At 65.4% G+C, this 26,470-nt stretch carries 24 protein-coding genes; 12 read left to right on the forward strand and 12 right to left on the reverse strand.

The window, feature by feature from the left end; translation table 11 throughout:
* Positions 1-34 precede the first annotated feature (34 nt).
* The 6 genes from lpxK to AAE027_RS26040 form a co-directional block, all read right to left on the reverse strand.
* Positions 35-1,051, reverse strand: a complete 1,017-nt coding sequence (gene lpxK, locus AAE027_RS26015) for a tetraacyldisaccharide 4'-kinase (protein WP_370986341.1) — start codon at positions 1,049-1,051, stop codon at positions 35-37.
* Complete coding sequence (locus tag AAE027_RS26020) at positions 1,044-2,378, reverse strand: 3-deoxy-D-manno-octulosonic acid transferase (protein WP_370986342.1); 1,335 nt, start codon at positions 2,376-2,378, stop codon at positions 1,044-1,046. The genes lpxK and AAE027_RS26020 overlap by 8 nt, the downstream gene beginning before the upstream one ends.
* Positions 2,341-3,054 (reverse strand): lysophospholipid acyltransferase family protein, encoded by a 714-nt coding sequence (locus AAE027_RS26025; protein WP_370986343.1) that lies wholly within the window; start codon positions 3,052-3,054, stop codon positions 2,341-2,343. The genes AAE027_RS26020 and AAE027_RS26025 overlap by 38 nt, the downstream gene beginning before the upstream one ends.
* Positions 3,051-3,293 carry a DUF4170 domain-containing protein gene (locus AAE027_RS26030; protein WP_091886920.1) on the reverse strand — a complete coding sequence of 81 codons (243 nt, stop codon included), beginning with the start codon at positions 3,291-3,293 and terminating at the stop codon, positions 3,051-3,053. Before AAE027_RS26030 ends, AAE027_RS26025 begins: the two co-directional genes overlap by 4 nt.
* A gap of 61 nt (positions 3,294-3,354) precedes the next feature.
* Entirely contained in the window at positions 3,355-4,176 is an 822-nt protein-coding gene (locus AAE027_RS26035) for a 3'(2'),5'-bisphosphate nucleotidase CysQ (RefSeq protein WP_370986345.1), read from the reverse strand.
* A 183-nt stretch (positions 4,177-4,359) separates the two neighbouring features.
* Complete coding sequence (locus AAE027_RS26040; protein ID WP_370986346.1) at positions 4,360-5,757, reverse strand: TldD/PmbA family protein; 1,398 nt, start codon at positions 5,755-5,757, stop codon at positions 4,360-4,362.
* Positions 5,758-6,022: 265 nt separating this feature from the next.
* On the opposite strand from AAE027_RS26040, the gene AAE027_RS26045 reads away from it, so the two are divergent.
* The gene (locus tag AAE027_RS26045; protein WP_370986347.1) at positions 6,023-6,541 is read left to right on the forward strand and encodes a DUF6101 family protein; all 519 of its coding nucleotides are present in this window, start codon (positions 6,023-6,025) and stop codon (positions 6,539-6,541) included.
* Between the two features lie 105 nt (positions 6,542-6,646).
* Here AAE027_RS26045 and ubiA read toward each other — a convergent pair whose 3' ends face one another.
* Together ubiA and AAE027_RS26055 are read right to left on the reverse strand one after the other, a co-directional pair.
* Positions 6,647-7,579 (reverse strand): 4-hydroxybenzoate octaprenyltransferase, encoded by a 933-nt coding sequence (gene ubiA / locus AAE027_RS26050; protein WP_370986348.1) that lies wholly within the window; start codon positions 7,577-7,579, stop codon positions 6,647-6,649.
* On the reverse strand, positions 7,576-8,238 hold the full coding sequence (locus tag AAE027_RS26055; RefSeq protein WP_091886933.1) for a hypothetical protein: 663 nt from the start codon (positions 8,236-8,238) through the stop codon (positions 7,576-7,578). Before AAE027_RS26055 ends, ubiA begins: the two co-directional genes overlap by 4 nt.
* A gap of 211 nt (positions 8,239-8,449) precedes the next feature.
* Here AAE027_RS26055 and AAE027_RS26060 point away from each other — a divergent pair, with 211 nt between their 5' ends.
* The 6 genes from AAE027_RS26060 to AAE027_RS26085 all read left to right on the forward strand — a co-directional run bounded on the left by AAE027_RS26060 (position 8,450) and on the right by AAE027_RS26085 (position 14,591).
* Entirely contained in the window at positions 8,450-9,205 is a 756-nt protein-coding gene (locus AAE027_RS26060; protein ID WP_370986349.1) for a 16S rRNA (uracil(1498)-N(3))-methyltransferase, read from the forward strand.
* Positions 9,206-9,359: 154 nt separating this feature from the next.
* Entirely contained in the window at positions 9,360-10,511 is a 1,152-nt protein-coding gene (locus tag AAE027_RS26065; protein WP_370986350.1) for an ATP phosphoribosyltransferase regulatory subunit, read from the forward strand.
* Positions 10,512-10,514: 3 nt separating this feature from the next.
* Positions 10,515-11,492 carry an ATP phosphoribosyltransferase gene (hisG, locus tag AAE027_RS26070; protein ID WP_091886940.1) on the forward strand — a complete coding sequence of 326 codons (978 nt, stop codon included), beginning with the start codon at positions 10,515-10,517 and terminating at the stop codon, positions 11,490-11,492.
* An 86-nt stretch (positions 11,493-11,578) separates the two neighbouring features.
* The gene (locus AAE027_RS26075) at positions 11,579-12,625 is read left to right on the forward strand and encodes a glycosyltransferase family 2 protein (protein WP_128931379.1); all 1,047 of its coding nucleotides are present in this window, start codon (positions 11,579-11,581) and stop codon (positions 12,623-12,625) included.
* Positions 12,622-13,467 carry a ChbG/HpnK family deacetylase gene (locus AAE027_RS26080; protein ID WP_370986351.1) on the forward strand — a complete coding sequence of 282 codons (846 nt, stop codon included), beginning with the start codon at positions 12,622-12,624 and terminating at the stop codon, positions 13,465-13,467. The genes AAE027_RS26075 and AAE027_RS26080 overlap by 4 nt, the downstream gene beginning before the upstream one ends.
* A 296-nt stretch (positions 13,468-13,763) precedes the next feature.
* Positions 13,764-14,591, forward strand: a complete 828-nt coding sequence (locus AAE027_RS26085) for a DUF2076 domain-containing protein (protein ID WP_370986352.1) — start codon at positions 13,764-13,766, stop codon at positions 14,589-14,591.
* A 727-nt stretch (positions 14,592-15,318) separates the two neighbouring features.
* Here AAE027_RS26085 and AAE027_RS26090 read toward each other — a convergent pair.
* Entirely contained in the window at positions 15,319-16,131 is an 813-nt protein-coding gene (locus AAE027_RS26090) for a L,D-transpeptidase (protein ID WP_091886944.1), read from the reverse strand.
* A 315-nt stretch (positions 16,132-16,446) separates the two neighbouring features.
* On the opposite strand from AAE027_RS26090, the gene AAE027_RS26095 reads away from it, so the two are divergent.
* A complete protein-coding gene (locus AAE027_RS26095; RefSeq protein ID WP_370986354.1) occupies positions 16,447-17,226 on the forward strand; it encodes a protein phosphatase CheZ in 780 nt (259 codons plus the stop codon).
* 161 nt (positions 17,227-17,387) lie between these two features.
* Here the strand turns inward: AAE027_RS26095 and AAE027_RS26100 are convergent, their stop codons facing one another.
* Entirely contained in the window at positions 17,388-17,909 is a 522-nt protein-coding gene (locus AAE027_RS26100) for a hypothetical protein (protein WP_164934682.1), read from the reverse strand.
* A gap of 316 nt (positions 17,910-18,225) precedes the next feature.
* Between AAE027_RS26100 and AAE027_RS26105 the strand changes: the two genes are divergently transcribed.
* The 3 genes from AAE027_RS26105 to AAE027_RS26115 all read left to right on the forward strand — a co-directional run bounded on the left by AAE027_RS26105 (position 18,226) and on the right by AAE027_RS26115 (position 21,653).
* Positions 18,226-18,522: a co-chaperone GroES gene (locus AAE027_RS26105; protein WP_091886950.1), complete on the forward strand. Its 297-nt coding sequence runs from the start codon at positions 18,226-18,228 to the stop codon at positions 18,520-18,522.
* A 143-nt stretch (positions 18,523-18,665) separates the two neighbouring features.
* Complete coding sequence (groL, locus tag AAE027_RS26110; RefSeq protein ID WP_091886952.1) at positions 18,666-20,297, forward strand: chaperonin GroEL; 1,632 nt, start codon at positions 18,666-18,668, stop codon at positions 20,295-20,297.
* Positions 20,298-20,441: 144 nt separating this feature from the next.
* Positions 20,442-21,653, forward strand: coding sequence for a hypothetical protein (locus tag AAE027_RS26115; RefSeq protein ID WP_370986355.1), 1,212 nt, complete (start codon positions 20,442-20,444; stop codon positions 21,651-21,653).
* A gap of 157 nt (positions 21,654-21,810) precedes the next feature.
* Here the strand turns inward: AAE027_RS26115 and AAE027_RS26120 are convergent, their stop codons facing one another.
* Positions 21,811-22,209 (reverse strand): META domain-containing protein, encoded by a 399-nt coding sequence (locus tag AAE027_RS26120; RefSeq protein ID WP_370986356.1) that lies wholly within the window; start codon positions 22,207-22,209, stop codon positions 21,811-21,813.
* A 144-nt stretch (positions 22,210-22,353) separates the two neighbouring features.
* Positions 22,354-24,018 (reverse strand): L-lactate permease, encoded by a 1,665-nt coding sequence (locus AAE027_RS26125; RefSeq protein WP_370986357.1) that lies wholly within the window; start codon positions 24,016-24,018, stop codon positions 22,354-22,356.
* A 314-nt stretch (positions 24,019-24,332) separates the two neighbouring features.
* Between AAE027_RS26125 and AAE027_RS26130 the strand changes: the two genes are divergently transcribed.
* Positions 24,333-26,096, forward strand: coding sequence for an ABC transporter ATP-binding protein/permease (locus AAE027_RS26130; RefSeq protein WP_370986359.1), 1,764 nt, complete (start codon positions 24,333-24,335; stop codon positions 26,094-26,096).
* The last annotated feature ends 374 nt before the right edge of the window (positions 26,097-26,470 follow it).

Below are 26,470 nucleotides of genomic sequence, written 5' to 3' on the forward strand. Positions count from 1 at the left end.
CGCACTTTTCCGGATCATGCTTTAACGCACGAGATCAACGCGTGCTGAACCGCCGCTCGCGCGCCTTGTACAGATGATCGCTGATCAGCTGCCGCAGCTTTACCGGATCGTCGAACTCGAGTTGCACGGCGAACGGCACGATGCCTGTTGGCACGCCCGCACGGCCGCGCAAGCGCGCGAGATCTTTCTCCGTGGTCACCAGCGTGAGCTGCTCGCGCTGGGCCTCAGCCGCAAGTGCGGCGAGCTCGTTCTCCGAGAACATGTGGTGATCGGCGAAGGAACGCGCGCGCGCGACGTCGACGCCGCTGGCGCGCAAGCTGCGGAAGAAGCGCTCGGGATCGCCGATGCCGGCGAAGGCGAAAACCCGCTTGCCAAGGAGCTGCGCGAGCAAGGCCGCATCCGCCTTCAGCCGCGCGCGCAGCTCCGGCTTGTCGCGCTTGGCAAGCTCGGCCGCGACATCGTTCGCGGCACGGCCGTCGCCGATCAGGACCAGCGCATCGGTGCGCGCGAGCTGTGCCTGCAGTGGCGCGCGCAAGGGACCGGCGGGAAACACCATGCCGTTGCCGACGCCGCGCTCGCTGTCGATCACAATCAGCGAGGCGTCCTTGAGCAGGCTCGGGTTCTGGAAGCCGTCGTCCATCAGGATCACGGTGGCCCCTTGCGACTTCGCCAGCGCGACGCCGTCGAGGCGATCGCGCGCGACCACGACGGGGACCTCGCGCGCCATCATCAGCGGCTCGTCGCCGACGTCGGCAGCGGTGTGGCGCATCCGGTCGACCATCACCGGCCCCTTCAGGCTTCCGCCATAGCCGCGGCTGAGCACCACCGGGGTCTCACCGAGCTCGCGCAGGAGCTTGGTCAGCGCCAGCACGGTCGGCGTCTTGCCGGCACCGCCGACATGGTAGTTGCCGACGCAGATCACGGGGATGCCGGCGTCAAAGCCCTGGCGCGCCATGCGGCGCGCCGTGATCGCGCCGTAGAGCGCGCCCAGAGGACTAAGGACATACGACTGCGGGGAACGTGGCCGGTACCAGAAGGCCGGCTCACGCATTGGCGGCCCCCATCTCGATCCGCAGTTGCAACAGATAGGGCTCGAGCGCGGTCATGGTGCGATCGAGCGCGCCGCCGAGCTGCTCGACCACGCCCGAGCCTGCGCGTTGCATCTTGTCGCGCATGGTCGGATCGGCCAGCAATTGGCCGAGCTGCTTGGCCAGCGCCTCCTGCGTGTCGGCCTGGCGCGCCCCGCCGCTGGTGTCGAGCGCCTCGTAGACGTCAGTGAAATTGAAGACGTGCGGACCGTGGACGATGGCGGCGCCGAGCTTGATCGCCTCGATCGGATTCTGGCCGCCGTGATGGATCAGCGATCCGCCCATGAAGACGATCGGCGAAAGGCGATAGAACAGGCCGAGCTCGCCCATGGTGTCGGCAACATAGACGTCGGTCGTCGCCGTCGGCAGCTCCTCGCGCGAGCGCAATGCCGGCTTCAGGCCCGAGGCCGTGATCAGGCCCGCGATCGAGGGGCCGCGATCCGGATGGCGCGGCACGATCACGGTCAGGAGCAGCGGGAAGAAACCGGCGAGGCTGCGATGCGCCGCGATCAGCATCTCGTCCTCGCCCGGATGGGTCGAGGCCGCGACGATGATCGGACGCCCGCGCGTCATGGCCATCAGCCGTTCGAGCCTGACGGGATCGGCCGGCGGCGCCGGCACGTCGAGCTTGAGATTGCCCGTCGTGAGGACGTCGCGGCCGCCAAGCGCGGCAAAACGCTCAGCATCCGTCTGCGATTGTGCAAGACAAATGTCGAAGCGCGACAGCAGCGCCGAGATGGTGCCGTGCATGCGCCGCCAGCGCGGGAACGAGCGCGGCGACATCCGCCCGTTGATCAACACCATCGGCACCCGGCGCGCCGCGCCGGCGAGGATCAGGTTCGGCCACAGGTCGGATTCGATGAACAGCGCCAGCGACGGCTTCCAATGGTCGAGGAAGCGCGCGACATAGCGCGGGGAATCATACGGCACGTATTGATGGATGACGTCGGGCGGGAAGCGCTTCGCCACCACGGCCGCCGAGGTGACGGTGCCGGAGGTGAGCAGGATGCGCAGATTGAGATCGCGCAGCCGTCCGACCAGCGCCGCCGCGGCCAGAACCTCGCCGACGCTGGCGCCGTGGATCCAGACCAGCGGGCCATGTGGTCGCACGTCCCGCGACAAGCCCCGCCGCTCGCCGACGCGCGCGGGATCCTCCTTGCCCTGTTTCAACCGCCGCTTGATCAGCGCGGGCGCGAGCGGCACCAGGCCGGAGGCCAGCCGGCGATACATTCGCAGCGTCATCGGCAGCGGGTCAGACATCTTCCGGTCCCGGGCGGCCGAGTTGCGCATAGGCGCGGCGGGTCGCCTCGTTCAACGTCTCCTCCAACTCCAGCCGCAGCGTTTCCATAGTGGCTGCGTCGGCATCCGGCGGAACGTGGATTTCCTTGATGCCGACCAATGCGCCGCGCCCGAATGGCAAATTGATGGTGGTGCGGTCCCAGTTCTTGAGCCGGATGAAGCGGCTGGTCGCCATTGCAAAAGGCATGATCGGCCGCCCCGATTCCCGTGCCAGCATGATGATGCCGAGCCCGGCCACGCGCGAGCGTTTGGGGACATCGGCGGTCAGCGCGACATTACAGCCGTCCTGGAGCGTCCGCACCATTTCCTTGAAGGCGCCGACCCCGCCCTTGCGGTGGAAGGCGCTGCCATGGTCGCCGGAACCGCGGATGGTGCCGATGCCGAGCCGCTCGGCGGCGATCGCATTGAACTCGCCGTCGCGATGACGGGAGATCAGCACCTTGGCCCGGTACCAGTCCTTGTTCTTGATGAAGGGGGTGAGAAAATGCTGGCCGTGCCAGAAGGCGAAGATCGCCGGGATCTGCGGCTCGACGAGGTCATAGACGTCAGCCGGATCGAACGTGAACTTGTTGGTCCACCAGACCAGACGCAGATATTCGGCCGCCAGGACCCCGACGGCACGCTGAAACCAGCTGCTTCGCAGCGTATTGCGAAGCAGTTTCTTCAACGCGCCGGTTCTTGATTGGGGTCGAGCAGCCGGTGGAGATGGACGATGAAATAGCGCATCTGCGCGTTGTCGACCGTGCTCTGCGCCTTGGCCCGCCAAGCCGCATGCGCGGTGGCATAGTTCGGATAGATGCCGACGATGTCGACGTCGTCGAGGTTCTTGAAGGTGTTGTGCTCGAGATCGACGAGCTCGCCACCGATGACGAGGTGAAGCAGTTGTTGCGGGGCACTATCTGGCATGGGTTCTCTTCCTAACGGGCTGCCCGGCAAAGCAGTGTTCGACAAGCACGACGAAAGCGCTTTAGGCTAAGGGGCGGTTTCGAAAATGCGCGACAATGCCCGCATGACGATCGCGTCCCGCTGCCACCAGCACCCCGTGCGCCACTTCCCGGCGGTTATAGAGGATGGGTTCTCCGGAGAGGTCACTCATCTTACCATCCGCTTCCTGCACGATCAAATCGGCCGCCGCAAGGTCCCAATCATGGCTATTGCCGCCCGCAAAAGCCGCATCCAGCGCGCCATGGGCGACCCGGCACAGACGCAGCGCGAGCGAGCCGATTCGCGGATGCAGCTTGATTTCGCCAAGCGAGGGCTTCAGCCGCTCGACCAGCGGCTTCGGGCCGGCGACGCGAGCGAAGTCGAGCTCGGACCCGGACGTCGTCCGCACCGGCTCGCCGTTGAGCGTCGTGCCCTCGCCGCGGACCGCGAAGAAGAACTCATCGCGCGACGGCGCGAACACCGCGGCAAGCACCGGCGAGGCGTCCTCGACCAGCGCGACGCTGACGCACCAATCGTCATGGCCGCCCAAATAATTGCGCGTGCCGTCGATGGGATCGACGATCCAGGTCAGCCGCCGCGACAGCCGTGCCGCATCGTCGGCGCTCTCCTCGGACAGCCAGCCATAATCGGGCCTCGCAGCACGCAAGCGCGCTTCGAGCAGATCGTTGACCGCGATATCGGCTTCCGATACCGGCGAGGATACGCCCTTGATCCACTTCTTCAGCTCGGTGCGGAACATCGACTGCGCCAGCACGCCCGCGTCCCGCACCGCGTCCTTCAGCAGTGCCGCATCGCGTACAAGGATATTGTCGTCTACGAGAGCAGGGTTATTGGGTGAGGCCATTTGATTCAATCAGGCCGCGTTTGGGAATCACCTCTCCCCATCGGGGAGAGGTCGATTTGCGCAGCAAATCGGGTGAGGGGGTTCAGGTCCCACGAGAGAGGGTAACCCCTCACCCGGATCGCATCTTGCGATGCGATCCGACCTCTCCCTACGGGAGAGGTAAGCGCGCCTGCATCTGCCCGATCAGCGTCCGCCAAGCGTCAAACCCTCGATGCGCACCGTCGGCGCATTGATGCCGTAGCGGAACTCGAGATTGTTCGCCGGCTGCATCGACTTGAAGATCTCGAAGAGATGGCCGGCGATCGTCACCTCGCTGACGGGATAGGTGATCTCGCCGTTCTCGATCCAGAAGCCGGAGGCGCCGCGGCTGTAATCGCCGGTGACGCCGTTGACGCCGGAGCCGATCAGGTCGGTGACGTAGAAGCCTTGGCTGATGTCGGCGATCAACTCGGCCGGTGTCGGCGTTCCGGCTTCGAGATGAAGGTTGTACGGCCCGGGCGACGGCGAGGAGGAGACGCCGCGATGGGCGTGGCCGGTGGTGGTGAGGCCGAGCTCGCGCGCGGTGGCGCAATCGAGCAGCCAGGTCGTCAGCACGCCCTCGTCGACGAGCGCGGTCTTCTTCACCGCGACGCCTTCGGCGTCAAACGTCTGCGAGCGCAGACCGCGCTTGCGCAGGGGATCGTCGACGATGCGGATGTTCTTCGCGAACAGCTGCTGGCCGAGCTTGTCCTTCAAGAAGCTGGTCTTGCGCGCGATCGAGGCGCCATTGATGGCGCCGACGAGATGACCGACCAGGGAGCCCGCAACGCGCGGATCGAACACGACGGGCACCTTGCAGGTTTCGACCTTGCGCGGATTGTAGCGCGCCACGGTGCGCTCGCCGGCGGAACGGCCGACGGTTTCCGGCGACAGCAGATCGGCGCCGTGCGGCGCCGAAGTGAAGTCGTAGTCGCGCTCCATGCTGGTGCCTTCGCCCGATATGGCGGTCGCGGAGATGCCCTGGCTGGAGCGTAAGTAAGAGCCGTGGAAGCCGGTAGAGGTGACGAGCACCATGCCGCCGATGCCGGCGGAAGCCGAGGCGCCGCCGGATTTGGTCACGCCCTTGACGCCGAGCGCGGCAGCTTCGGCCGCAAGCGCGCGGCGCTCGAGCTCTGAAGTCGTGGGCACGTCGGAATCGAGCAGGTCGAGATCGAGGAAGTCGCGCGCGAGCAGCGCGGGATCGGCGAGGCCGACATATTTGTCGTCGGGCGCAACACGCGCCATCGCCACTGCGCGTTCGGCGAGCTTGGTCACGGCATCGCCACTGACGTCGTTGGTCGAGACCACCGCCTGGCGCTGGCCGACCAGAACGCGCAGGCCGACATCGTCGCCTTCGGACCGCTCGGATTCCTCGACGCGGCCGTCGCGCACCTCGACGCCCTGCGAGACGCCGCGCACTGCGACCGCATCGGCCGCATCGGCGCCGGCGCGCTTGGCCGCCTCGACCAGTCGCTGCGCGAGATCGGAGAGCGCAGACTGATCGAACAGGTCGCGATTGGCTGAGGTCGAAAGCGTCGAGCTTGCGGATGGTGAAGAGTTCACGAACGAAATCCTGTTGGGGCGGGGGTTCGGGACTGGAACCCACAGATGTGCCCTGATAGCGCGGACTTCAAGCATTTTCAGCCCGCCAAAAGCTCAGATTCGCGACTTCGGCGCAACGTCTCGTCAATCATGCGCGCCAAGGTCTTGTCAATCATGAGCAGCAGTGACGGTGGGTTAACCAGCCTTTTTAAGCGGTTTGGGAAAGGCGCGCGCTAAGGTCCTCGCATCGACCGGGAACATAATCCCGGCGGGGAGAACTAAAGCCGTGAGGCGTCAAACAGCAACAAGCGGGGTCACTCCCGCCGGGTCGAGCCGCTCCTTGCGGCTCGACCCTCTTTCCCTACCGGTCCGCTTCGATGCGCATGATCCGCGCGCCGACGGACATGTCAGGCAGATCGAGCTCCATCGCGAGCGTGTGGTGCTGCGCCGTGCCGTTCGCGGCATGCAAATGGCGATCAACGTCCGCGTCAGCGACTTCACCGGCGTCGCGCTCCGCGGCAACGACGAGGCGCAAGCCCTTATCCTCGTGCATCGCGATCCCTCGCTCTCCGTTCCGCTGCTGGTCGGTGCCGGTGGCGACGAGCTCACTGAAGCCTGGGCGATCTGGAGCGAGATCTTTGCGCTGCCGCAGCTCGACGAAGGCGCCCGCAAGCCCGCATCACGACGCCGCCGCGCCAATGCGATCCGCGCCCGCCGCCCGAAATTTTTGATGCGCCGGCGCATCGGCATCGCACGCGAGCTCACCGTTCATCAGGGCGAGCGCGAGATCATCGCGCGGAATTAAAGGTGCCGTAGGGTTGGCAAAGCGAAAGCGTGCCCACCTCTTCTATCCCAGTCTCGGAAACATGGTGGGCACGGCGCAAGGGCGCCTTTGCCCACCCTACGAGAGCTACGCCGCCCGCATCACCGCGTCCGCGAGCAATCCCGCAAACAGCAGCGCCCCCGCATACTTGTTCGACTTGAACAGGCGCAGGCAGAGCTCGGGATCGTTGATCCTTAACCGCACGATCTGCGACGCCAGATGCACGGCGAAGGCCGCAAGCCCGAGCCAGGCCGGCCAGCGCGCATCGCCGGAGGCCAGCGCGACGCCGATCAGCATCACCGCGAGCCCATAGAACAGGATCAGCGCCTGGTGCGTGTGCGCGCCGAACAGGCGCGCGGTGGACTTGATGCCGATCAGCGCGTCGTCCTCGGCGTCCTGATGCGCGTAGATCGTGTCATAGCCGATCACCCAGGAGATCGCGCCGGCATAGAGTACGAGCGCGGTGACGTCGATGCGTCCGAAGGTGACGGCAAATCCCATCAGGGCGCCCCAGGAGAAGGCCAGCCCAAGCACGATCTGCGGCCACCAGGTGATGCGCTTCATGAAGGGATAGATCGCGACGATCAAGAGCGAGGCGATGCCGGTCAGGACCGCGAAGCGATTAAACTGCAGCAGCACGAGGAGACCGATCAGCGCCTGTGCGATCATGAAGACCAGCGCCTGCTTCGTGGTCACCTGCCCTGATGGCAGCGGCCGCGAGCGGGTGCGCTCGACCTTGTCATCGAGGTCGCGGTCGGTGATGTCGTTCCAGGTGCAGCCGGCTCCGCGCATCACGAAGGCGCCGACGAAGAACAGGATGATGGTGAGCGGCAGGCCGCGGACCTCGTGCGCAATGCCGGCAGCGAGCGCCGCCGACCACCAGCACGGCATCAACAGCAGCCAGGAGCCGATCGGACGGTCGAAGCGGGACAAGCGCAAATAAGGCCGCGCCCATTGCGGTGCGAGCGTATCAACCCAGTTGCCTGTGGAATCGGCAACGCGGGCGGATGTATCGCTCATCGGGTCAGGACGTTGCCGTTGAGCGTATCGAAGGTGCTGCCGCCCTTCTTGCCGGCATTGGCTTCAGGCGCCGAGCCGGAACCCAGCACCTCGCTCAGCGATGGGCCGGCCGGGCGCGCCTGCTGCTGCTGCATCTGCTGCGCGACCGTGCAGACCTTCTTCTGCATGGTCTCGGTGTTCTTGTGGCCGGTCTTCATCTGCTCGCCGATCTGCGGCGGGATTCCGCATTTGGCGGCGTGGGACTCGATGTATTTGATCATTTTCAGCTCAGCCTGGCTGAAGTTGCCGATCAGCTTGCAGGCCTCGTCCGGCGGCGCATGACGGTCGCTCGCGGCCTTGATCAGCTTGCCGCGCTTCTCGGCTTCCTCGCGGAGCGGAATGAACGCTTTCATACAGTCCTCGCCGGGACCGCCTTGCGTCGGCGGGGCCGCACTGAAGGCGCCGGCGCCGCCGATCGGCGCAGCGCCGTTCACGGGAAAGGACGATTGCGGCGCGGTGCCGACGGACGCGACGGGCGCCGAACCGTTCACGGGCGGAAACGCGGAACTGGTCGCGGCCTGATTGGGCAGCGGCGCCGGGAACGCGCTTTGCGCATAAGCGCCCGCGGCGCCCATAGTGACCATGGCGGCAGTGATCGGAACCATCAAATGACGGATCATCAAGATAGTCTCTCCGGCAGGAGCTTACGGGTTTCGGCGCCTTCCCAATTGAAGCGCAACCAGCGTGTTCGCGTTTTTACGATTCCCGCCAGCGCTTAACAACCCGTGGAATAGGGCAAGAGCGCGGCGCTGGGACGCACCAGTTTGGCAATATTTACCCCCGAAATGGCGCCTTTCGGTTAAGAACGGCGATAAATTGGACCTTTGAACGATGCCTTCCCACGATTTTCGCGCCCCCCGCCTGTTCGTCGACGCTCCCTTGGCCCAGGACGCCAGGGTCCCGCTCGACCGCGACCAGAGCAACTATCTCGGCAATGTGCTGCGGCTTGCCGCCGGGGCCGAGGTTTTGGCTTTCAACGGCAGCGACGGCGAGTGGCAAGCTGCCATCGAAGGCCGCAAGCGGCCGGACGGCCTCGTCATCCTCCAGCAGACCCGGCCCCAGGACCGGCTACCCGACCTCACCTACGTTTTCGCCCCGCTCAAGCATGCCCGGCTCGACTACATGGTCCAGAAGGCCATCGAGATGGGCGCTGCCACGCTTCAGCCGGTCCAGACCCGGTTCACCCAGGCCTCCCGGGTCAACACCGAGCGGATACGCGCCAACGTCGTCGAAGCGGCCGAGCAATGCGGCATCCTCAGCATCGCCGCGGTGGCCGAGCCGGTGCCGCTGGAGCGGTACCTCAGCCAGCGCGCCGCGGGCCGCCTGCTGATCTTCTGCGATGAGGCGGCGGAGGTCGAAAACCCCGTTCAGAACCTGCAAAGCGCGCCCGAGGCCGACCAAGGTATCGACGTGCTGATCGGCCCCGAAGGCGGCTTTGCCGACGAGGAACGGGCGCTGCTGCTGCGGCAGCCGAAGATCCTGCGGCTGGCGCTCGGCCCCCGGATCATGCGGGCCGACACCGCCGCGGTGGCGGCGCTGGCGCTGGTGCAGGCGGTGCTGGGCGATTGGGGCGGCAAGACTGGCTAGCTTCCGTCGGCCTGACGATGAACGATGAATTGCCCGGCCGTTAAGCGATTGATCCTTTGGAGGTCGAAACCGCTTTCGGGCCATGCTAAGGGCTGCGCCAAATCCCGTTTCCCCCTTTGCCTGCCCGGTTCCACCGGATCGATGGACCCCTGTTATGACCGCGACTGCCACCTCAAATGCTGCCGGCTCCGCCGCCTGGGCGGATACGCTGCTCTTGTCGTTCGCGCAGGCGGGCTATGTCAGGGCCGAGCCCGCCATCCTGCAGCCGGCCGAGCCGTTCCTGGACCTCTCGGGCGAAGACATCCGCAAGAGCCTCTACCTGACCACGGACCTCACGGGCGAGGAGCTCTGCCTGCGCCCGGACCTGACCATTCCAGTGGCGCGCGATTACCTCGCCTCTGCTCGCGCCGGCCAGCCGGCCGGGTTCAGCTATCTCGGCCCGGTGTTCCGCTACCGCAGCGGCCAGGCCAGCGAATTCCTGCAAGCCGGCATCGAATCGTTCGGACGCCAGGACCGCGCCGCGGCCGATGCCGAGATGCTGGCGCTGGCGCTGGAGGCGACTGCCGCCTTCGGTGTCGGCGACGTCGAGATCCGCACCGGCGACGTCGCGCTGTTCAATGCCCTGCTCGACGCGCTCGATCTCTATCCGGTCTGGCGCCGCCGGCTGGTCAAGGATTTCAACCGCAAGATCAGCCTGGAGCAGGATCTGGAGCGGCTGGCGGCCGCGGCCACCGCGACCCGCAGCGAATATGAGGGCGTGCTCGCCGCGCTTGCCGGCTCCGATCGCAAGGCAGCGCTCGCCTTCGTCACCGATTTGATGTCGATCGCCGGCACCACCCATGTCGGCGGCCGCACCACGGCTGAGATCGCCGACCGCTTCCTCGAGCAATCGACCCTCAAGGGTGGCGCGCTGCCGCGCGAGGCGATCACCGTGCTCAAACGCTTCCTGTCGATCGCAGGCAATCCCGACGATGCCATCGCAGAGCTGCGCGCACTGACCGCCGATGCCAAGCTCGATCTCACGGCTGCGATCGACCAGCTCGAGAGCCGGGTCGGCTTCATGGCGGCGCGCGGCATCGACGTGAAGCTGACGCGCTTCTCGACCGCGTTCGGACGCGGGCTCGACTATTACACCGGCTTCGAGTTCGAATTGCATCACAGGGGTAATGGCGCCGAGCCGCTGGTCGCCGGCGGCCGCTATGACGGGCTGATGACGCAGCTCGGCTCAGCGCAGCCGATCCCCGCGGTCGGCTTCTCGGTCTGGGTGGATGCGCTGACCAAGATCGGCCGCAAGGTGGGAGCTTAAGTCATGAGCGCGCCATTTGTTCTGGCCGTTCCCTCCAAGGGGCGCCTGCAGGAAAACACCGAAGCCTTCTTCGCCCGCGCCGGGCTCAAGCTGTCGAAGGCCGGCGGTGCCCGCGACTATCGCGGCACCATCGCGGGCCTCGACAATGTCGAGGTCGCCTATCTCTCGGCGAGCGAGATCGCCTCGCAACTCTCCCGCGGTTTCGCGCATCTCGGCGTCACCGGCGAAGATCTGGTGCGCGAGAACATCGCTGATGCCGACAAGCGCGTGTCGCTGATCGAAGGGCTCGGCTTCGGCTATGCCGATGTCGTCGTCGCGGTGCCGCAGGCGTGGATCGACGTCCGCACCATGGCCGACCTCGACGACGTCACCACCGGCTTCCGCGAGCAGCATCACATGCGGATGCGGGTCGCGACCAAGTTCATCAATCTGACCCGCGCCTTCTTCCAGAGCCACGGCATCACCGACTACCGCACCGTCGAAAGCGCCGGCGCGACCGAAGGCGCGCCCGCGGCCGGCAGCGCCGAGCTGATCGTCGACATCACCACGACCGGTGCGACGCTCGCCGCCAATGGCTTGCGGGTGCTCGACGACGGCGTGATCCTGCGCAGCCAGGCCAATCTGGTCGCCTCGAAGGAGGCCGACTGGTCGCCGCAGGCGCGCGAGACCGCGCGCGTCATCCTCGATCACATTGCGGCGCGGGCGCGGGCCAACAAGTACCGCGAGGTCCGCACCCGCTTCCGGCAGTGCGACGCCGCCCTGCTCGGCGAGGCCCACAGCCGGTTCGGCGTCGAGGCCCCGTTTGGCGGACCGACCTCGTCAGGCATGCTGACGCTGCACTGCCCTCCCGGGCAGCTCTATGCGCTGGCGAGCTTCCTGCGCGAGCATGGCGCCGAGACCGTCTCGGTGGTTTCGCTCGACTACGTGTTCGACCGGGAGAACCCGCTGTTCGCCAAGCTCGAAGCGTTCCTGGGGCGGTGAGCCCTAGCTTTGTTCAGCGTAGCGACAGCAAACGGCTGCTACCATATGCGGTTGAGAAGACCTAAACGCCTCTGGAACCTTGATCGATGACGCTGGGCTCTGACGTTTCCGGCATGACGACCACAGCGGCCAGCGCCGCCGCGAAGGGACTGTCGATTGTCGTCCCCGTCTACAACGAGGCGGCGGGCCTCGCCGCCCTGCATCAGCGGATCTGCGAGCTCGCGAAGACCTTGCGGCAGCGCTATCGGCTCGCTTGCGAGGTCGTTTATGTCGACGACGGCAGTGCGGATGCGACGCTGTCGATCGCCCGCAGCCTGCCGGCCGACGCGATCGGCGTCCAGGTGGTCTCGCTGTCGCGCAATTTCGGCAAGGAGGCGGCGCTGATGGCCGGCCTCGACCATGCCCGGCTCGGCGCCGTCATGTTCATGGACGGCGACGGCCAGCATCCGCCGGCCCTGGTCGAGCAGCTGGTGCAGCACTGGATCGAAGACGGCTACGACGTCGTCTATACCGCCAAGGCGCATCGCGACAACGAGCCCTTCCTGCGGCGGCTCGCCGTGCACGGCTTCTACGCGCTGATCAATTGGGGCGCGCGGCAGAAGATTCCGGAGGACGCCGGTGACTTCCGCCTGCTCTCACCGCGCGCGGTCGCAGCGCTGAGGCAGCTGCCGGAGCGCAACCGTTTCTTCAAGGGACTGGCCAGCTGGATCGGCTTCCGCCAGATCCGTGTCGACTACGAACCGGCGCCGCGCGCCCATGGCGTCACCACCTTCAACGCCGCTCGCCTGCTCGGCCTGTCGATCGAGGGCCTGACCTCGTTCTCGGTGGCACCGCTGCGCTTCGCCAGCCTGCTCGGCGCGGCTCTTGCCGGTATCGCCTTCCTGTTCGGCCTCTCCATCCTCTGGGAGGTCTTCACGACCGGCAAGCAGGTGCCCGGCTATCCCTCGCTCGTGGTCGGCCTGATGACCATCGGCGGCGTGCAGCTCATCATGATCGGCATCGTCGGCGAATATATCGGCAAGATTCTCTCCGAGCTGAAGGCGCGCCCGATCTACTTCGTCGCCGAGCACAGCGAAAAGCATTTCGAGGCCGACAACGCCGACGACGCTTCGAAAAGGACGGCCGCCGAATGAGTGCTGCCGCGGGCCTGCGGCGGATTTGGCTTTGCGCCGACGATTACGGCATCAGCCCGGGCGTCAACCGCGCCATCCGCGACCTGATCGAACGCGGCCGCCTCAACGCCACCTCGGTGATGATGGTGGGACCCGCGATCGCGCGCAGTGAGTTCGAGGCGCTGGACGCGGCAGCCAAATCGAGCCCGCGCTGCGCCATCGGCTTGCACGTGACGCTGTCGGCACCGTTCCGGCCGCTCACCATGCATTTCCGCCCTCTCGACGGCGACATGTTCCTGGCCTTTCCGAAGCTGCTGCGCGCCGGACTGATGCGGCGACTCGACCGCGAATTCTTTCGCAATGAGGTGAAGGCGCAGCTCGCAGCCTTCACGGAGGCATTCGGGCGTGCGCCCGACTTCGTCGACGGTCACCAGCATGTGCAGCTCTATCCGCAGGTGCGCGACGGCTTCATCGATGCCGTTAGCGAGACCGCACCGAACGCCTGGCTACGCCAGTGCGGACGCAACCTGCCGCTGGCGCAGCGGCTGGGCTCACTAAAGGCCATGGTGCTCGATATCCTCAGCGCGCAATTCCGCCGCCGCGCCGACGCGGCCGGTCTCAGCTTCAATCCCGGCTTCGCCGGGGCTTACGACTTCACGCGGGCGGCGGATTTCGGCGCATTGATGCGGCAGTTCCTGGAAGGCCTCCCCGAGGGCGGTCTCGTGATGTGCCATCCCGGCTTCGTCGATGACGTCCTTGTCGGCCTCGACCCGATGACGGATGTGCGCGAACGCGAGCACGCTTATCTCGCCGGCGACGCGTTCCCACGTCTGCTGGCGGACAGCGGCGTCACGCTGGGGTGATATTATGGATAATCGAGAACCGACTTTTCCAGAGCTGCCGGGGTGGCATTTCACTCTGACGGAAACTTCCTTCGGTGTTTACCGGGCCGAGGGCTTCCACGACGATGGTCGCTCTGTGAGCCGCATGGGCCACGACCTCCCGCTTCTGATCACGGAAACCGCGGAAGACGCGAAAAACCTGCCGAAGCGGCGGGGCAGCTTGTCGCATACGGAAATTTAATCCGGCCGGCACTGTTGGGGCCACAATGGAACCCTACATCTCCTGCGCGCTTGGTTTTGCGCAGAGGAGACAGATCATGACGCCGCAGGAACGCCAGCTCGTCGACGAGCTTTTCGACCGGCTTACCAAACTGGAAAATGCACCGCGCGATCCGGACGCGACCGCCGCGATCTCCGACGGCTTGCGCAAGGCACCCGGTGCGATCTACGCGCTGGTGCAGACCGTGCTGTTGCAGGACGAAGCGCTGAAGCGCGCCCACGCCCGTATCCAGGAGCTGGAAGCGGGGCAGGCGCCCGAGCAGGCGCAGTCCGGCGGCTTCCTGGATTCCATGCGCGAGACGTTGTTCGGCGGAGGCCCGTCGCGGGGTTCGGTTCCGAACGTGCCGCCGCGCGACTCGCGGCCGGTCTGGAATAGCGGCCAGGCCATGCAGCAGACCCAGCCGGGCTACGGCCAGCCGTCTTACGGTCAGGCCTACGGCCAGGGTCCGGGTCAGGGCTATGGCGCGCCGCCGATCGGCGGTGGCGGCGGCTCATTCCTCGGCACGGCGGCGGCCGCCGCGGCCGGCGTCGTCGGCGGCTCGCTGCTGCTCTCCAGCATCCGCGGCATGATGGGCGGACCGCATCAGCAGGCCTTTGGCGACACCAACGCCCTGGGCGACCGCAGCGCTGGTGGAAGTCCTTGGGGCGGCAGTGACCAGTCCGGCGGCTCGCTCGCGCGCGATGCGGGCCTCGACGATATCGGCTCGAACCGCCGCGACGACTCGCGCCAAGGCTTCTTCGATCAGGCGTCGAACGATCGGGACAACAACGACCAGAATTACAGCGACGATCGCGACGACAACATGGACACCGGCGACGACAGCGATTTCGGCGGCGGCGACGATGGCGGCAGCGATTACACGTGAGCAATTCACCCGGTAGATACGAAACGGCCGCCTCTAGGCGGCCGCTTTCTTTTAGGGCGTAGCTCAAGCGCCTCTTGTGCCACCGCGCGCAGAGAAGCCGTTCTATAGTATGACTAATGCGCACGGTTGCTGGCTTACACTGAGCTGAACGTTGCCGGACGCGCCCGAGTTCACCATGAAAAACGAAATCACTTTCTGACGCGCGCGGCCGTAGACTCCCGGATTTCCAAATTCGGACATGGGTGTTCAACTGGAAGAACACGTTGCTCATGCCACACACGATGTGGCTGCCGCTCTTGGCAACAGTCGGGGTTTTAAAATGAGTTCACTTCAGCAGCGCATTGCAACCTTGTCCGACGTGACGACACATCTCATCACCGAATTGTACGAGTTGGAGGGACTGCACGAGCGGCTCAGGAAGGCAGAGCTGTCGGCGCGGCGGTTGAACCGCTCCGCTCGCGCACCGCATTCCCATTCATCAACTCGTCGTCGCTGCTCCGTTGCCGGGTCGACGCGGCACCGTCAGCGAGCATAGACCTAAAGCGCGATGAGATCAGGATCAATCCTCATCGCGCTTTAGGTTTTTGTTTGAGCATGATCTTTTCGGAAAACCGCAGCACACTTTTCCGGATCATGCTCTAGGCGTTCGCCGGCGGCACGCAACGCCTTCGATGCCGCGCATCGCGAGCCGGCGCGGGTTGACGGCTCGCTTCAAGCGCACAACGCCTCACATCACCACGACTTTGGTGCCGACATTGACACGGCCGTAGAGGTCGATGACGTCCTCGTTGCGCATGCGGATGCAGCCGGAGGAGACGTTGGTGCCGATGGTCCAGGGCTCGTTGGAGCCGTGGATGCGGTAGAGCGTGGAGCCGAGATACATCGCGCGGGCGCCCAGCGGATTTTCCGGGCCGCCTTCCATGTGCCGGGGCAGATCGGGGCGGCGTACGAGCATTTCCGCCGGCGGCGTCCAGTCCGGCCATTCGCGCTTGGCGGTGATCGACTTCACGCCGGACCATGTGAAGCCGGGACGGCCCACACCGATACCGTAGCGCATCGCCCTGCCGTTGCCCTCGACGAGATAGAGGAACTTGTTCGGCGTATCGACCACGATCGTGCCGGGACTTTCCTTGCCGCTATAGTCGACGAGCTGCTTCTCGAATTTCGGATCGAACGGACGCTGCCGCGGATCGACCGCATCCTGCTGGAGCGCGCCTTGCTGAACTCCGCCTTGCATCTGCGGCTCGCCCATCGGCGGCAGACGGCGCTGATCGTAATAGGCCGGCTGCTGCTGATACACCGGCTGCTGCGGCGCGTAGGCCGGACCGCGGCCGGGACCGTCACCGAACAGGAATTCGATGAAGCCGCCGCCCATGTTCGAGTTGGAGGCGACGCGCACCGGCGCCGGCGGCACCTGCGGCGCATAGAGCACCGCGGGCGGATCGTTCGGCACGGTGTTATCGAAGGCGCTGGCGCTGTTTGCGCCGGCAATGAAGGTGCAAGCGCTGCCGAGCAGCGCGACAGACATTTTCTTGAACATCGACGTACTCTGTACTGTTTCGTCTAGATCACATGCGTCGGGGAAGGCGCCTGGCTGATCGGCCGCCGCGACGGGGTCAATAAAAAGCAAAAGCCGTTTTGTTTGGTAAACGTATCAGGCGTTTGGATTCACCACGTCGTCAAGCGCGGCCCAATTTGGCGATCAGCGTTTATTTTCGATGAACGCAGCGCAGCCATGGTTAATCGCTTCTTTGCACGCCGTCGCGCGATGCCGCACAACAGTTCCGGCTGTGAACTTCGTGTTAAATCGCTTCTGCCTACAAAGACGCGTGAATGAGGTGGGGGGAGTATCCTGATGGCTGTTCACCGCAAGCGTTTTCGCGTCGAAGATATCGCCGGTGGCGAGATGCCGATTCTTGACGTAACCGAAGAGGCAATCCCGATGCATAGCGAGATCATGGCCGAGCTGCGTGCGATCCGCGCACAGATGGCGAAGGGCACTGTGCCCTTGTCCGGCAGCGCAGCCATGGCGGCGATCGACGCCTCCACCGCCCACGAGCTCTCGGAAGCTCGTACCATGCTCGAGACCTACCGGGCGCAGATCGAGCAGTGCGAGAAGCTGAAGGTCGAGCTCGACCTCATCCACGACGCCATCGACCGCACCAAGCGCGAGATCGCGACGCTGCACGGCAAGAGCTTCGACGGCGGCGAGATGGCCAAGGTCAATGGCGAGCTCGGCGCGGTCGTCGGCGGCACCGAGCAGGCGACGCAGCAAATCCTCGAAGCCGCCGAGTCGATCGACCAGGCGGCCAGCGCGATGTCCAAGGTGCAATCGGCCGATCAGCAGAAGCGGCTCGCCGACGACATCCAGGAACGCGTCATCTCGATTTTCGAAGCCTGCAACTTCCAGGACCTGACCGGCCAGCGCATCAGCAAGGTCATGACCACGATGAAGTTCATCGAGCAGCACATCAATGCGATGATGGAGATCTGGGGCGGCGTCGACGCGATCAAGGCCCATGTGCCGGCGCCTGTCGACAGCCGCAGCGATGACGAAAAGCTCCTCAACGGCCCGAAGCTCGCCGGCGACGTCGGCCATGCCTCGCAGGACGACATCGACGCGCTGTTCGACTGAGCGGGCGTCGACTACGGAAAGACGAAACGCCGGCGCAAGCCGGCGTTTTTTTGTTTGCCGTCATTGCGAGCGTAGCGAAGCAATCCAGACCGTCACCGTGGAAAGACTCTGGATTGCTTCGCTACCGCTCGCAATGACGCGTGGTTAGGCCGGAATCCCGATCACGCCCTCGGCGCGCAGCGGACGTAGACCATGTTGCCGTAGCGGGTGGCGGCGTCCTTGTCGATGAAGCGGGTGATCAGCACGCGGCCATCGAAGGAGATGATCTCGCGGTCCTGCTCGCCCGGCGTCGGGCCGGCGGGTCCGATGTAGTTCTTGCCGCTCGGCGAGCCCTTCAGCCGCAGCTCCTGCGGGGTCGCCTGGTCGGCCAGATGCATGATCACGCCGCCGGAGGAGCCGGCGGTGATCACATAGGGATTCTTGCACTGCGCCCGGGCGGCAGCCTCGGTGCGGGCGCGGTCGGCCGGATTCTGGAACGAGGCGAGACCCCAGCGGCCGACGATCTCGTCGGAGCGGATCGTCGCGGGCATTTCCGGGCCGGTGCCGGGCTCAGCCTCGGGCGGCGGCGAAGACGACGAGAAGGACGGCAGGCTCATGCCGCCGCCGCAGGCGCCCAGCAATAGCGCCAGACAAGACGCGGCGGCCAGATTGGCAACCGTGCGCGCGCGAGCTGAACTGATCATGGCATTCCCCCGAACAAGACCATGGCCGCACCCCTCCCGCAGCCAAGCGCAAAACAGCCGCCGGAGCAATGCCGTCGTTTGATACGCCGGCGCCCCGAACGAGTTTCCAATGCCACCATCCTATATCCGCCTCACCAATCGCTTAACCACCTTTGCTTGACAGGATCGCGGCCAAGCCATATTTCCGGGCGCACTATTAGCACTCGGAAAGCCCGATTGCTAAGCGTGCCGTTCGATCCTCGGGAAGAGGGTGGACGGAAGCGCCGCCCCAACCCACTTCCACTACTTCCGAAGCGAGCCTCCAAAGGGAAACGTCATGGCTAAATCCAAATTTCGTCCGCTGCATGACCGTGTCGTGGTCAAACGTATCGACGCCGAGGAAAAGTCCAAGGGCGGCATCATCATTCCCGACACCGCCAAGGAAAAGCCCTCCCAGGGCGAAATCGTCGCCGTCGGCCCGGGCGGCCGCGACGAGACCGGCAAGCTGATCCCGATCGACCTCAAGGTCGGCGACCGCGTGCTGTTCGGCAAATGGTCGGGCACCGAGGTCAAGATCGAGAACGAAGAGCTCCTGATCATGAAGGAGTCGGACATCATGGGCGTGCTGGCCTAAGGCCATCCGTCTGAACGGCCGCTGAATGTCATGCCCGGATCGCGCGATCCGGGCATCCATCATTCCGCCGGGTTCGACTTGCGGACCCGGGATTGGTGCAACACAAGCGGCAGATACATCACGAAACACGAGGGATTGCAGAAATGGCTGCCAAAGACGTCAAGTTTTCCGGAGACGCGCGCGATCGCATGCTGCGCGGCGTCGACGTTCTCGCCAACGCCGTCAAGGTGACGCTCGGCCCGAAGGGCCGCAACGTCGTCATCGAGAAGAGCTTTGGCGCCCCCCGCATCACCAAGGACGGCGTCACCGTCGCCAAGGAGATCGAACTCGAGGACAAGTTCGAGAACATGGGCGCCCAGATGGTACGTGAGGTCGCCTCCAAGACCAACGACCTCGCCGGCGACGGCACCACCACCGCGACCGTGCTGGCCCAGGCCATCGTGCGCGAAGGCGCCAAGGCGGTTGCCGCCGGCATGAACCCGATGGACCTCAAGCGCGGCATCGATTCCGCGGTTGCGGCCGTGGTCAAGGACATCGAGAAGCGCGCCAAGCCGGTCGCCGCCTCCTCCGAAGTCGCCCAGGTCGGCACCATCTCGGCCAACGGCGATGCCGCCATCGGCAAGATGATCGCCCAGGCGATGCAGAAGGTCGGCAATGAGGGCGTCATCACCGTCGAGGAGAACAAGTCGCTCGACACCGAGGTCGACATCGTCGAGGGCATGAAGTTCGACCGCGGCTATCTCAGCCCCTACTTCGTCACCAATGCCGAGAAGATGACCGCCGAGCTCGAGGACGCCTACATCCTCCTGCACGAGAAGAAGCTCTCGGGCCTGCAGGCCATGCTGCCGGTGCTCGAAGCCGTGGTGCAGTCGGGCAAGCCGCTCGTCATCGTCGCCGAGGACGTCGAGGGCGAGGCGCTCGCCACCCTGGTCGTCAACCGCCTGCGGGGCGGCCTCAAGGTCGCCGCCGTCAAGGCGCCTGGCTTCGGTGACCGCCGCAAGGCCATGCTCGAGGACATCGCGGTTCTCACCGGCGGCCAGCTCATCTCCGAAGAGCTCGGCATCAAGCTCGAGAACGTCACGGTGAAGATGCTCGGTCGCGCCAAGAAGGTGGTGATCGACAAGGAGAACACCACGATCGTCAACGGTGCCGGCAAAAAGCCCGACATCGAGGCCCGCGTCGGCCAGATCAAGGCGCAGATCGAGGAGACCACCTCGGACTACGACCGTGAGAAGCTCCAGGAGCGCCTCGCCAAGCTCGCCGGCGGCGTCGCGGTGATCCGCGTCGGCGGCGCCACCGAGATCGAGGTCAAGGAGAAGAAGGACCGCGTCGAGGACGCGCTCAACGCCACCCGTGCCGCGGTGCAGGAAGGCATCGTGCCCGGCGGCGGCGTCGCGCTGCTGCGCGCCAAGAAGGCGGTCGGCCGCCTGTCCAACGACAATGCCGACGTCCAGGCCGGCATCAACATCGTGCTGAAGGCGCTGGAAGCCCCGATCCGCCAGATCTCCGAGAACGCCGGCGTGGAAGGCTCGATCGTCGTCGGCAAGATCCTGGAGAACAAGTCCGAGACTTTCGGCTTCGACGCCCAGAACGAGGACTATGTCGACATGGTCGAGAAGGGCATCATCGATCCCGCCAAGGTGGTGCGCACCGCGCTCCAGGACGCCTCCTCCGTGGCCGGCCTGCTGGTCACCACCGAAGCCATGGTCGCCGAAATGCCGAAGAAGGAAGCTCCGCCCGCCATGCCGGCCGGCGGCGGCATGGGCGGCTTCTAAGGCCCATCCTCACCTTCCAGTGTTACGAAGGCCGCCTCCGGGCGGCCTTCTTTTTTGCCGACCCTGCCCCTCCGCTTTCCGATTCAACCGGCGGCCAAAACCCACTACGGTGGCCCCGATTCTGATTGCTCGAGGATTTCGTCGATGCGCGCGCTTCCGGTTTGTTCGACAGCCCTTTTGGTGGCCCTACTCGCCGCCTCACCCGAGGTCGCTTCCGCCCAGATGAAGCTGTCGCCGAAGGCCACGACGCCCGGCGGCGTCGAGACGCGCTATTTCACCTCGATCGACGGGCTGATGGACGGCAATGCCGACGTGATCTTGAAGGAGACGCGTCAGGGCAAGACGGTCACGGCGGCCGTGCTCGACGTCTGCTATCCCGTCGCGAAGAACTCCGACCGCAAGGACCGCTTCGTCGTCAATCTCCAGGTCGCAGGCCAGAACCTGACGGGCACGACGCAGAGCCTCGGCGCGAAGGCGCCGGTCAGCGTCAAGCTGCTGCGCAAGCAGGCCGGGGACATGTTCGAGTTCCGCGGCCAGATCACGATCGGGCAGGCCGTGACCGAGGTCACCTCGCCCGACAATTCCGATCTCAGCGAGAAGGAATTTCTGGACAACCAGATCTCCGATGACGGCATCACGCCGCAGCCGAAGGATTTCACCGACGTCTCGCCGGAGGCGATCGCCGTCAAGGTCAAGCTCGATGCCGCCACCGACTTCCTGAAGAGCCTGAAGGGCCAGGAGGTCGAGGTGACGCTGGCCAGCCTCAATGTCGGCTGCGACGCGCTGCGCGCCGGTGAGCAGACCATCAACATGTCGGTCGATCCGGAGCGCGCGGGGGCGCTGCTGGCAAAGTTCAAGGCGATGCCCGGCGTCACCGCCGCGGGCTGGACCGCGGGCATGACCGAGATGGACCGCACTATCCGCTTCCCCGCCGCCGACTGGCGCGATGGCGACAAGATCAACCGCGACAAGCTCGCGACCGCGGTTGCGGGCGTGCTGAGCAGGACGCTCGCGGCAAAGCCGGTCTCGCAGAGCTTCAACCCCGCCACCGGCAAGCTCAAGCTCGTCTTCAAGCGGCCGAACCAGGATTTCGCCGCGCTCGAACTCACCGACACGATCGAGGTCGCAGGCCTCGTCTCGCCCGACAAGCCCGGCACGACCGACAAGCTCATGCTTTGGATCGGCAGCCCCGCGACGACCACATCCGATGAGAGCAGCGGCGCCAAGCTCAACCTGTCCGATGACGCGAGCCCGGACGAAGAAGGCGATCTGCCCGACGACAACGGCTCGATCGAGGCGCTTGCCAAGGAGCTGAAAGCCCAGCGCTGGGACGCCGACAAGTCGGTGTGGAAGTAGACTCTCGTGCCCCGGACGCAGCGCAGCACGTCAGTGATGCGCTGCTGAGCCGGGGCCCAGAAGCTACGAGCACGTCCGAGGATAGGATTCTGGGTCCCGGCTCTGCGGCGCAGCGCTTACGCGCTCCGCCTTGTCCGGGACGAGCGCACTGCGAAAGCTAATTCCCGTTGACGCGAAAGCGCAGCGGCTTGGGACCAACCAGCATGAGCACGTCGCCCTGGCGCTTCCAGGTTTCGACGCTGCCGAGCGCGGCCACGAGATCGTCGTCGGCCTGCGCCTTTGCCGGCGGACAGGAGCGGTCCTGGATCTGGCCGGGGACGAAGATCACGGTGTTGCCGGCGACCGAGAACTGGCCCTTGCCGCCCTTGCACCAGAGCTCCAGCACCACCTCGCCATTGTCGCCGATCTCGATGTTCGGTATCCGCTTCGAGCCGGGCTGTGGCAGCGCTTCCAGCGTCATTTCGGTGCCGAAGGGGAACCCCTCCTCGGCACGCGCGAGCGTGGACATCGCGAGCATTGCAATTGCCGCACACACCAACCGCTTGAGCAAAACCATAAGACCTCTCGACCGACCTGACTTGCCGCACCTTCTATAAGACGGCAGCGTTCTTGAGAAGGTTCGCCCATGGTGGATGTCGATACAAAAATCCCCGCGAGGCGAGCCTCGCGGGGATTTGCGTCGCGGCTTTGGCGTCGACCGCTACTTCAGCACCAGCGCCGTGAACGGCCAGACATAGGCCTGCAACGTCACAAGCACGCCGACGAGGCAGGCAAGCACGATCGAGTGCCGGAACACGAAGCGCAGGATGGTGCCCTCGTGGCCGTACCAATTGGTGGCGGTGGAGGCGACGACGATCGATTGCGCGTCGATCATCTTGCCCATCACGCCGCCGGATGAGTTCGCCGCAGCCATCAGGACCGGCGACAGACCGAGCTGCTCGGAGGTGATCTTCTGCAGGTTTCCGAACAGCACGTTTGAGGCGGTGTCCGATCCCGTCAGCGCAACACCGAGCCAGCCAAGCAACGTGCCGAAGAAGGGATAGAGCACGCCGGTGGCCGCGAAGGCGAGGCCGAGCGTCGCGTCGACGCCGGACAAGCGCGTCAAGGTGCCGATCGCGAGCATCGCGGAGATCGTGATCAGCGAGATCGCGCACAGCCGGATGGTGCGGCCGTACTCGGTCACGAGTTTGACGGGACCGACGCCCATCAGGAAGCCGGAGATGATCGCCGCGATCAGCATGCCCGTTCCGGTGAAGGACAGGTAGGTGAAGCTGAACACCGCGGCTTCCGGAGTCGGCTTCGCCGCCACCGGCGGCATTTTGTTGATGATCTGGTGCAGCTCGGGAACGGCGTAGTTCCAAACGAAGATCGAGTTCGCCCAGGTCTTGAACCAGCCGCTGCCCCAGATCAGCATCACGACGCAGACGATGATCCACGGCAGCAGCGCGCTCCAGAGCTCCGCTTGCGTGAGCGGGGTTTTGTCGAGCGGCTTCGCCGGCGTCATGGTCGCCGCCGATTCATCGTGCCCGCCCAGCTCCGGCGACAGCCAGAGCTGCCTCGGCTGCCACACCTTCAGGAACAGGATGAGGGCGCCCATCGAGATCAGCGATGCCCCGATGTCGACGATCCAGGGATTGATGTGGTTCGAGATCACATATTGCGGAATCGCAAACGACACGCCCGTGACGAGGATCGCCGGCCAGACGTCCTTCATGCCCCTCCAGCCCGCGAAGGCCCACACCACCCAGAACGGCACGATCAGCGAGAAGAACGGCAATTGCCGGCCGACCATCGCACCCAAGATATAGGGATCGAGCCCGGTGACGGAGGCAAGGCCCTGGATCGGCGTGCCGAGCGCGCCGTAGGCGACCGGCGCGGTGTTGGCGATCAGCGACAGGCCGGAGGCCGCGAGCGGCGAGAAGCCGAGCCCGATCAGCACCGCGCCGGTGATCGCGACCGGCGTGCCGAAGCCCGAGGCGCCCTCGAAGAAGGCACCGAACGAGAACGCCACCAGCAACAATTGCAAACGCCGGTCCTCGGTGACGCCGCCGATCGCGCGCTTCAGCAGTTCGAATTTCCCGCACCCTACCGTCACCTGATAGAGGAAGATGACGTTGAGGACGATCCAGCCGATGGGGAAGAACCCGGTGACGATGCCCAGCACCGAGGCGCGGATCGACATGTTCGCGGGCATGGTGAAGACGAAGATCGTGATCAGGTTGGTCACGATCACGGCGATGACGGCCGCAATGTGGGCCTGGACGCGGCCGCTCGCGATCAGGACCAGCAGCGTGACGACGGGCACTGCCGCCGCGATCGTCGACAGCACCGGGCTGTGCAGCGGGTCATAGATTTGATTCCACATAGTCTTCCTCCCCCACGCATGTTTGTGGCAGGCGACCCGCGTGGAGAGCCGGTCCTGCTTGACGCTGGAAGCGATAACCCCCAAGTCGGACGCGAATTCCTCGCGAATGCGGCGGTTCCCGTCCGCTCACAAGCTCGCGAAATCCCGAAGCACCCCGCCCCGCGCCGTCGAACCCCATGCTAGGGTTGCGAGCTGCGACAAGCCAACGCAAATTGCAGAACTTGCGACTTTAGTCTAAGCGCGCCCATTTCCGCCATTGCCTCAGCCATTTGGCTCTGGGCCGTTATGCACATCCCCTGAGGAGACCCAGCTCTGTGAAGAACATCCGCGCCACGCTCGCGATCGTCTGGCGAATCGCCATGCCCTATTTCCGATCGGAGGACAAATGGGCCGGCCGTGGCCTGCTCGCCGCCGTCATTGCCATGGAGCTGGCGCTGGTCGCGATCAATGTCCTCGTCAATCAGTGGCAGAACCGGTTCTACAGTGCGCTACAGGCCTACGATCTGGACGCCTTCGTTACGGAGATCTGGATCTTCCTCGGCCTCGCCTTCACCTTCGTCGCGCTGGCCGTGTACAAGCTTTACCTGAACCAGTGGCTGCAGATCCGCTGGCGGCAGTGGCTGACGCGACACTATCTCGGCGAATGGCTCGACGGCGCCACGCACTACCGCATGCAGCTCAGGGGCGAGGCCGCCGACAACCCGGACCAGCGCATCACCGAGGACGTCAAGACCTTCGTCGAGCAAACGCTGACCATCGGGCTCGGCTTGCTGTCGTCGATCGTGACGCTGGCATCGTTCGTCGTCATCCTCTGGGGCCTGTCCAACAAGGCGCCTCTGCACATTTACGGCACCGATCTCGTCATCCCCGGTTTTCTGGTGTGGTCTGCGCTGGTTTACGCGATCCTGGGCACCGCGTTGACGCACTGGATCGGTGTACCGCTCGTCAATCTCAATTTCGAGCAGCAGCGCTTTGAAGCCGATTTCCGCTTCAACCTGGTCCGGGTGCGCGAAAATTCCGAGCAGATCGCGCTCCTGAAGGGTGAACGTGCCGAGCGAGGACGCCTGTTGCACCGCTTCGGCTTCGTCATCGCCAACTGGTACGCGATCATGAGCCGGACCAAGCGCCTCACAGCATTCACGGCAAGCTACCAGCAGGCGGCGGTGGTCTTTCCCTATGTGATGGTAGCGCCCGCCTTCTTCGCCAAGAGGATTCAGCTCGGCGACATGATGCAGACCGGCTCGGCATTCGGCAGCGTGCAGGATGCGCTGTCCTTCTTCGTCACGGCCTACCGCTCGCTCGCCGAATGGCGTGCGGTGGTCGCCCGTCTCGACGGCTTCGAGATGTCGGTCGCCGCAGCCGCCAACATCGCGGCGCACGAGCCCACCATTGGCGTTGCGCCGTCCAGCCGCAGCAAGGCGATCGCACTCCAGCAGTTGCTGGTGAAGCTGCCAAACGGCGCGCCGCTGGTCACGGTCGATGCCTTCACGATCCAGCCGTCGGAGCGGGTGCTGGTGACTGGGCCGTCGGGCTCAGGCAAGTCGACGCTGTTCCGCGCCGTCGCCGGCATCTGGCCGTTCGGCACCGGGACGATCTCCATCCCCGAGAACGCCCGGCTGATGATGCTGCCGCAGCGGCCGTATTTCCCGGTCGGCCCGCTCGGCGATGCCGTGATCTACCCCGCCGAGCACGGCACGATCGCGCCCGACAAGATCAGGGAGGCCCTGGCGGGGGTCGGCATGCCGCGGCTGTCGGGACGGCTTGACGAGGAAGGCCACTGGAACCGGACGCTGTCGCTGGGCGAACAGCAGCGCCTGGGGCTCGCCCGCGCCCTGCTGCATGCGCCCGACTATCTCTTCCTCGACGAGGCGACCGCCTCGCTCGACGAGTTGTCGGAGGCCCGGCTGTACCGGTTGCTGGCGGAGAAGCTGCCGCAAGCCACCATCGTCTCGATCGGGCACCGCTCGACGCTCGACGTCTTCCACACCCGCAAGGTCGCGATGGTGGAGAGCGGAGAGATCCACGTACTCGGCAGCAGCCAAGAGCCGGCCGAGGCGGAGCCGAGCGCGGCGCGCTGAGACCGCCTGCGCTACCTGCCGGATCGTGATCGCTGGGACAGCCGTCCAAGGGATGGCGTCGCTTCCGCTCGCCTATCTCCCCGCCTTGCCCAGCGGCACGAAGAACGTGGATGCCCGGCACATCTGGTGCTGCGTCTCTGATGTCTGAGCGAGTCAACGTCATTCCGGGAATGTCATTCCCGGGTACGGGGCCGTGAGAATCCATTCAGCCGCGTACTCTGTGGCCCGATGGATTCCGGGCTCCCTCGCTCCGCTCGCGCCCCGGCAATGACGGAATGAACCGTTGGCCAGGGCATGACGACAGCTATCAATCCGGCGCCCCACGAGAGCCGTTCGCCCCAAGCAAAAGGGCGGCAGATCGCTCTGCCGCCCTC

The organism is Bradyrhizobium sp. DN3, assembly GCF_041357655.1.
In the GTDB taxonomy this organism is placed as follows: domain Bacteria; phylum Pseudomonadota; class Alphaproteobacteria; order Rhizobiales; family Xanthobacteraceae; genus Bradyrhizobium.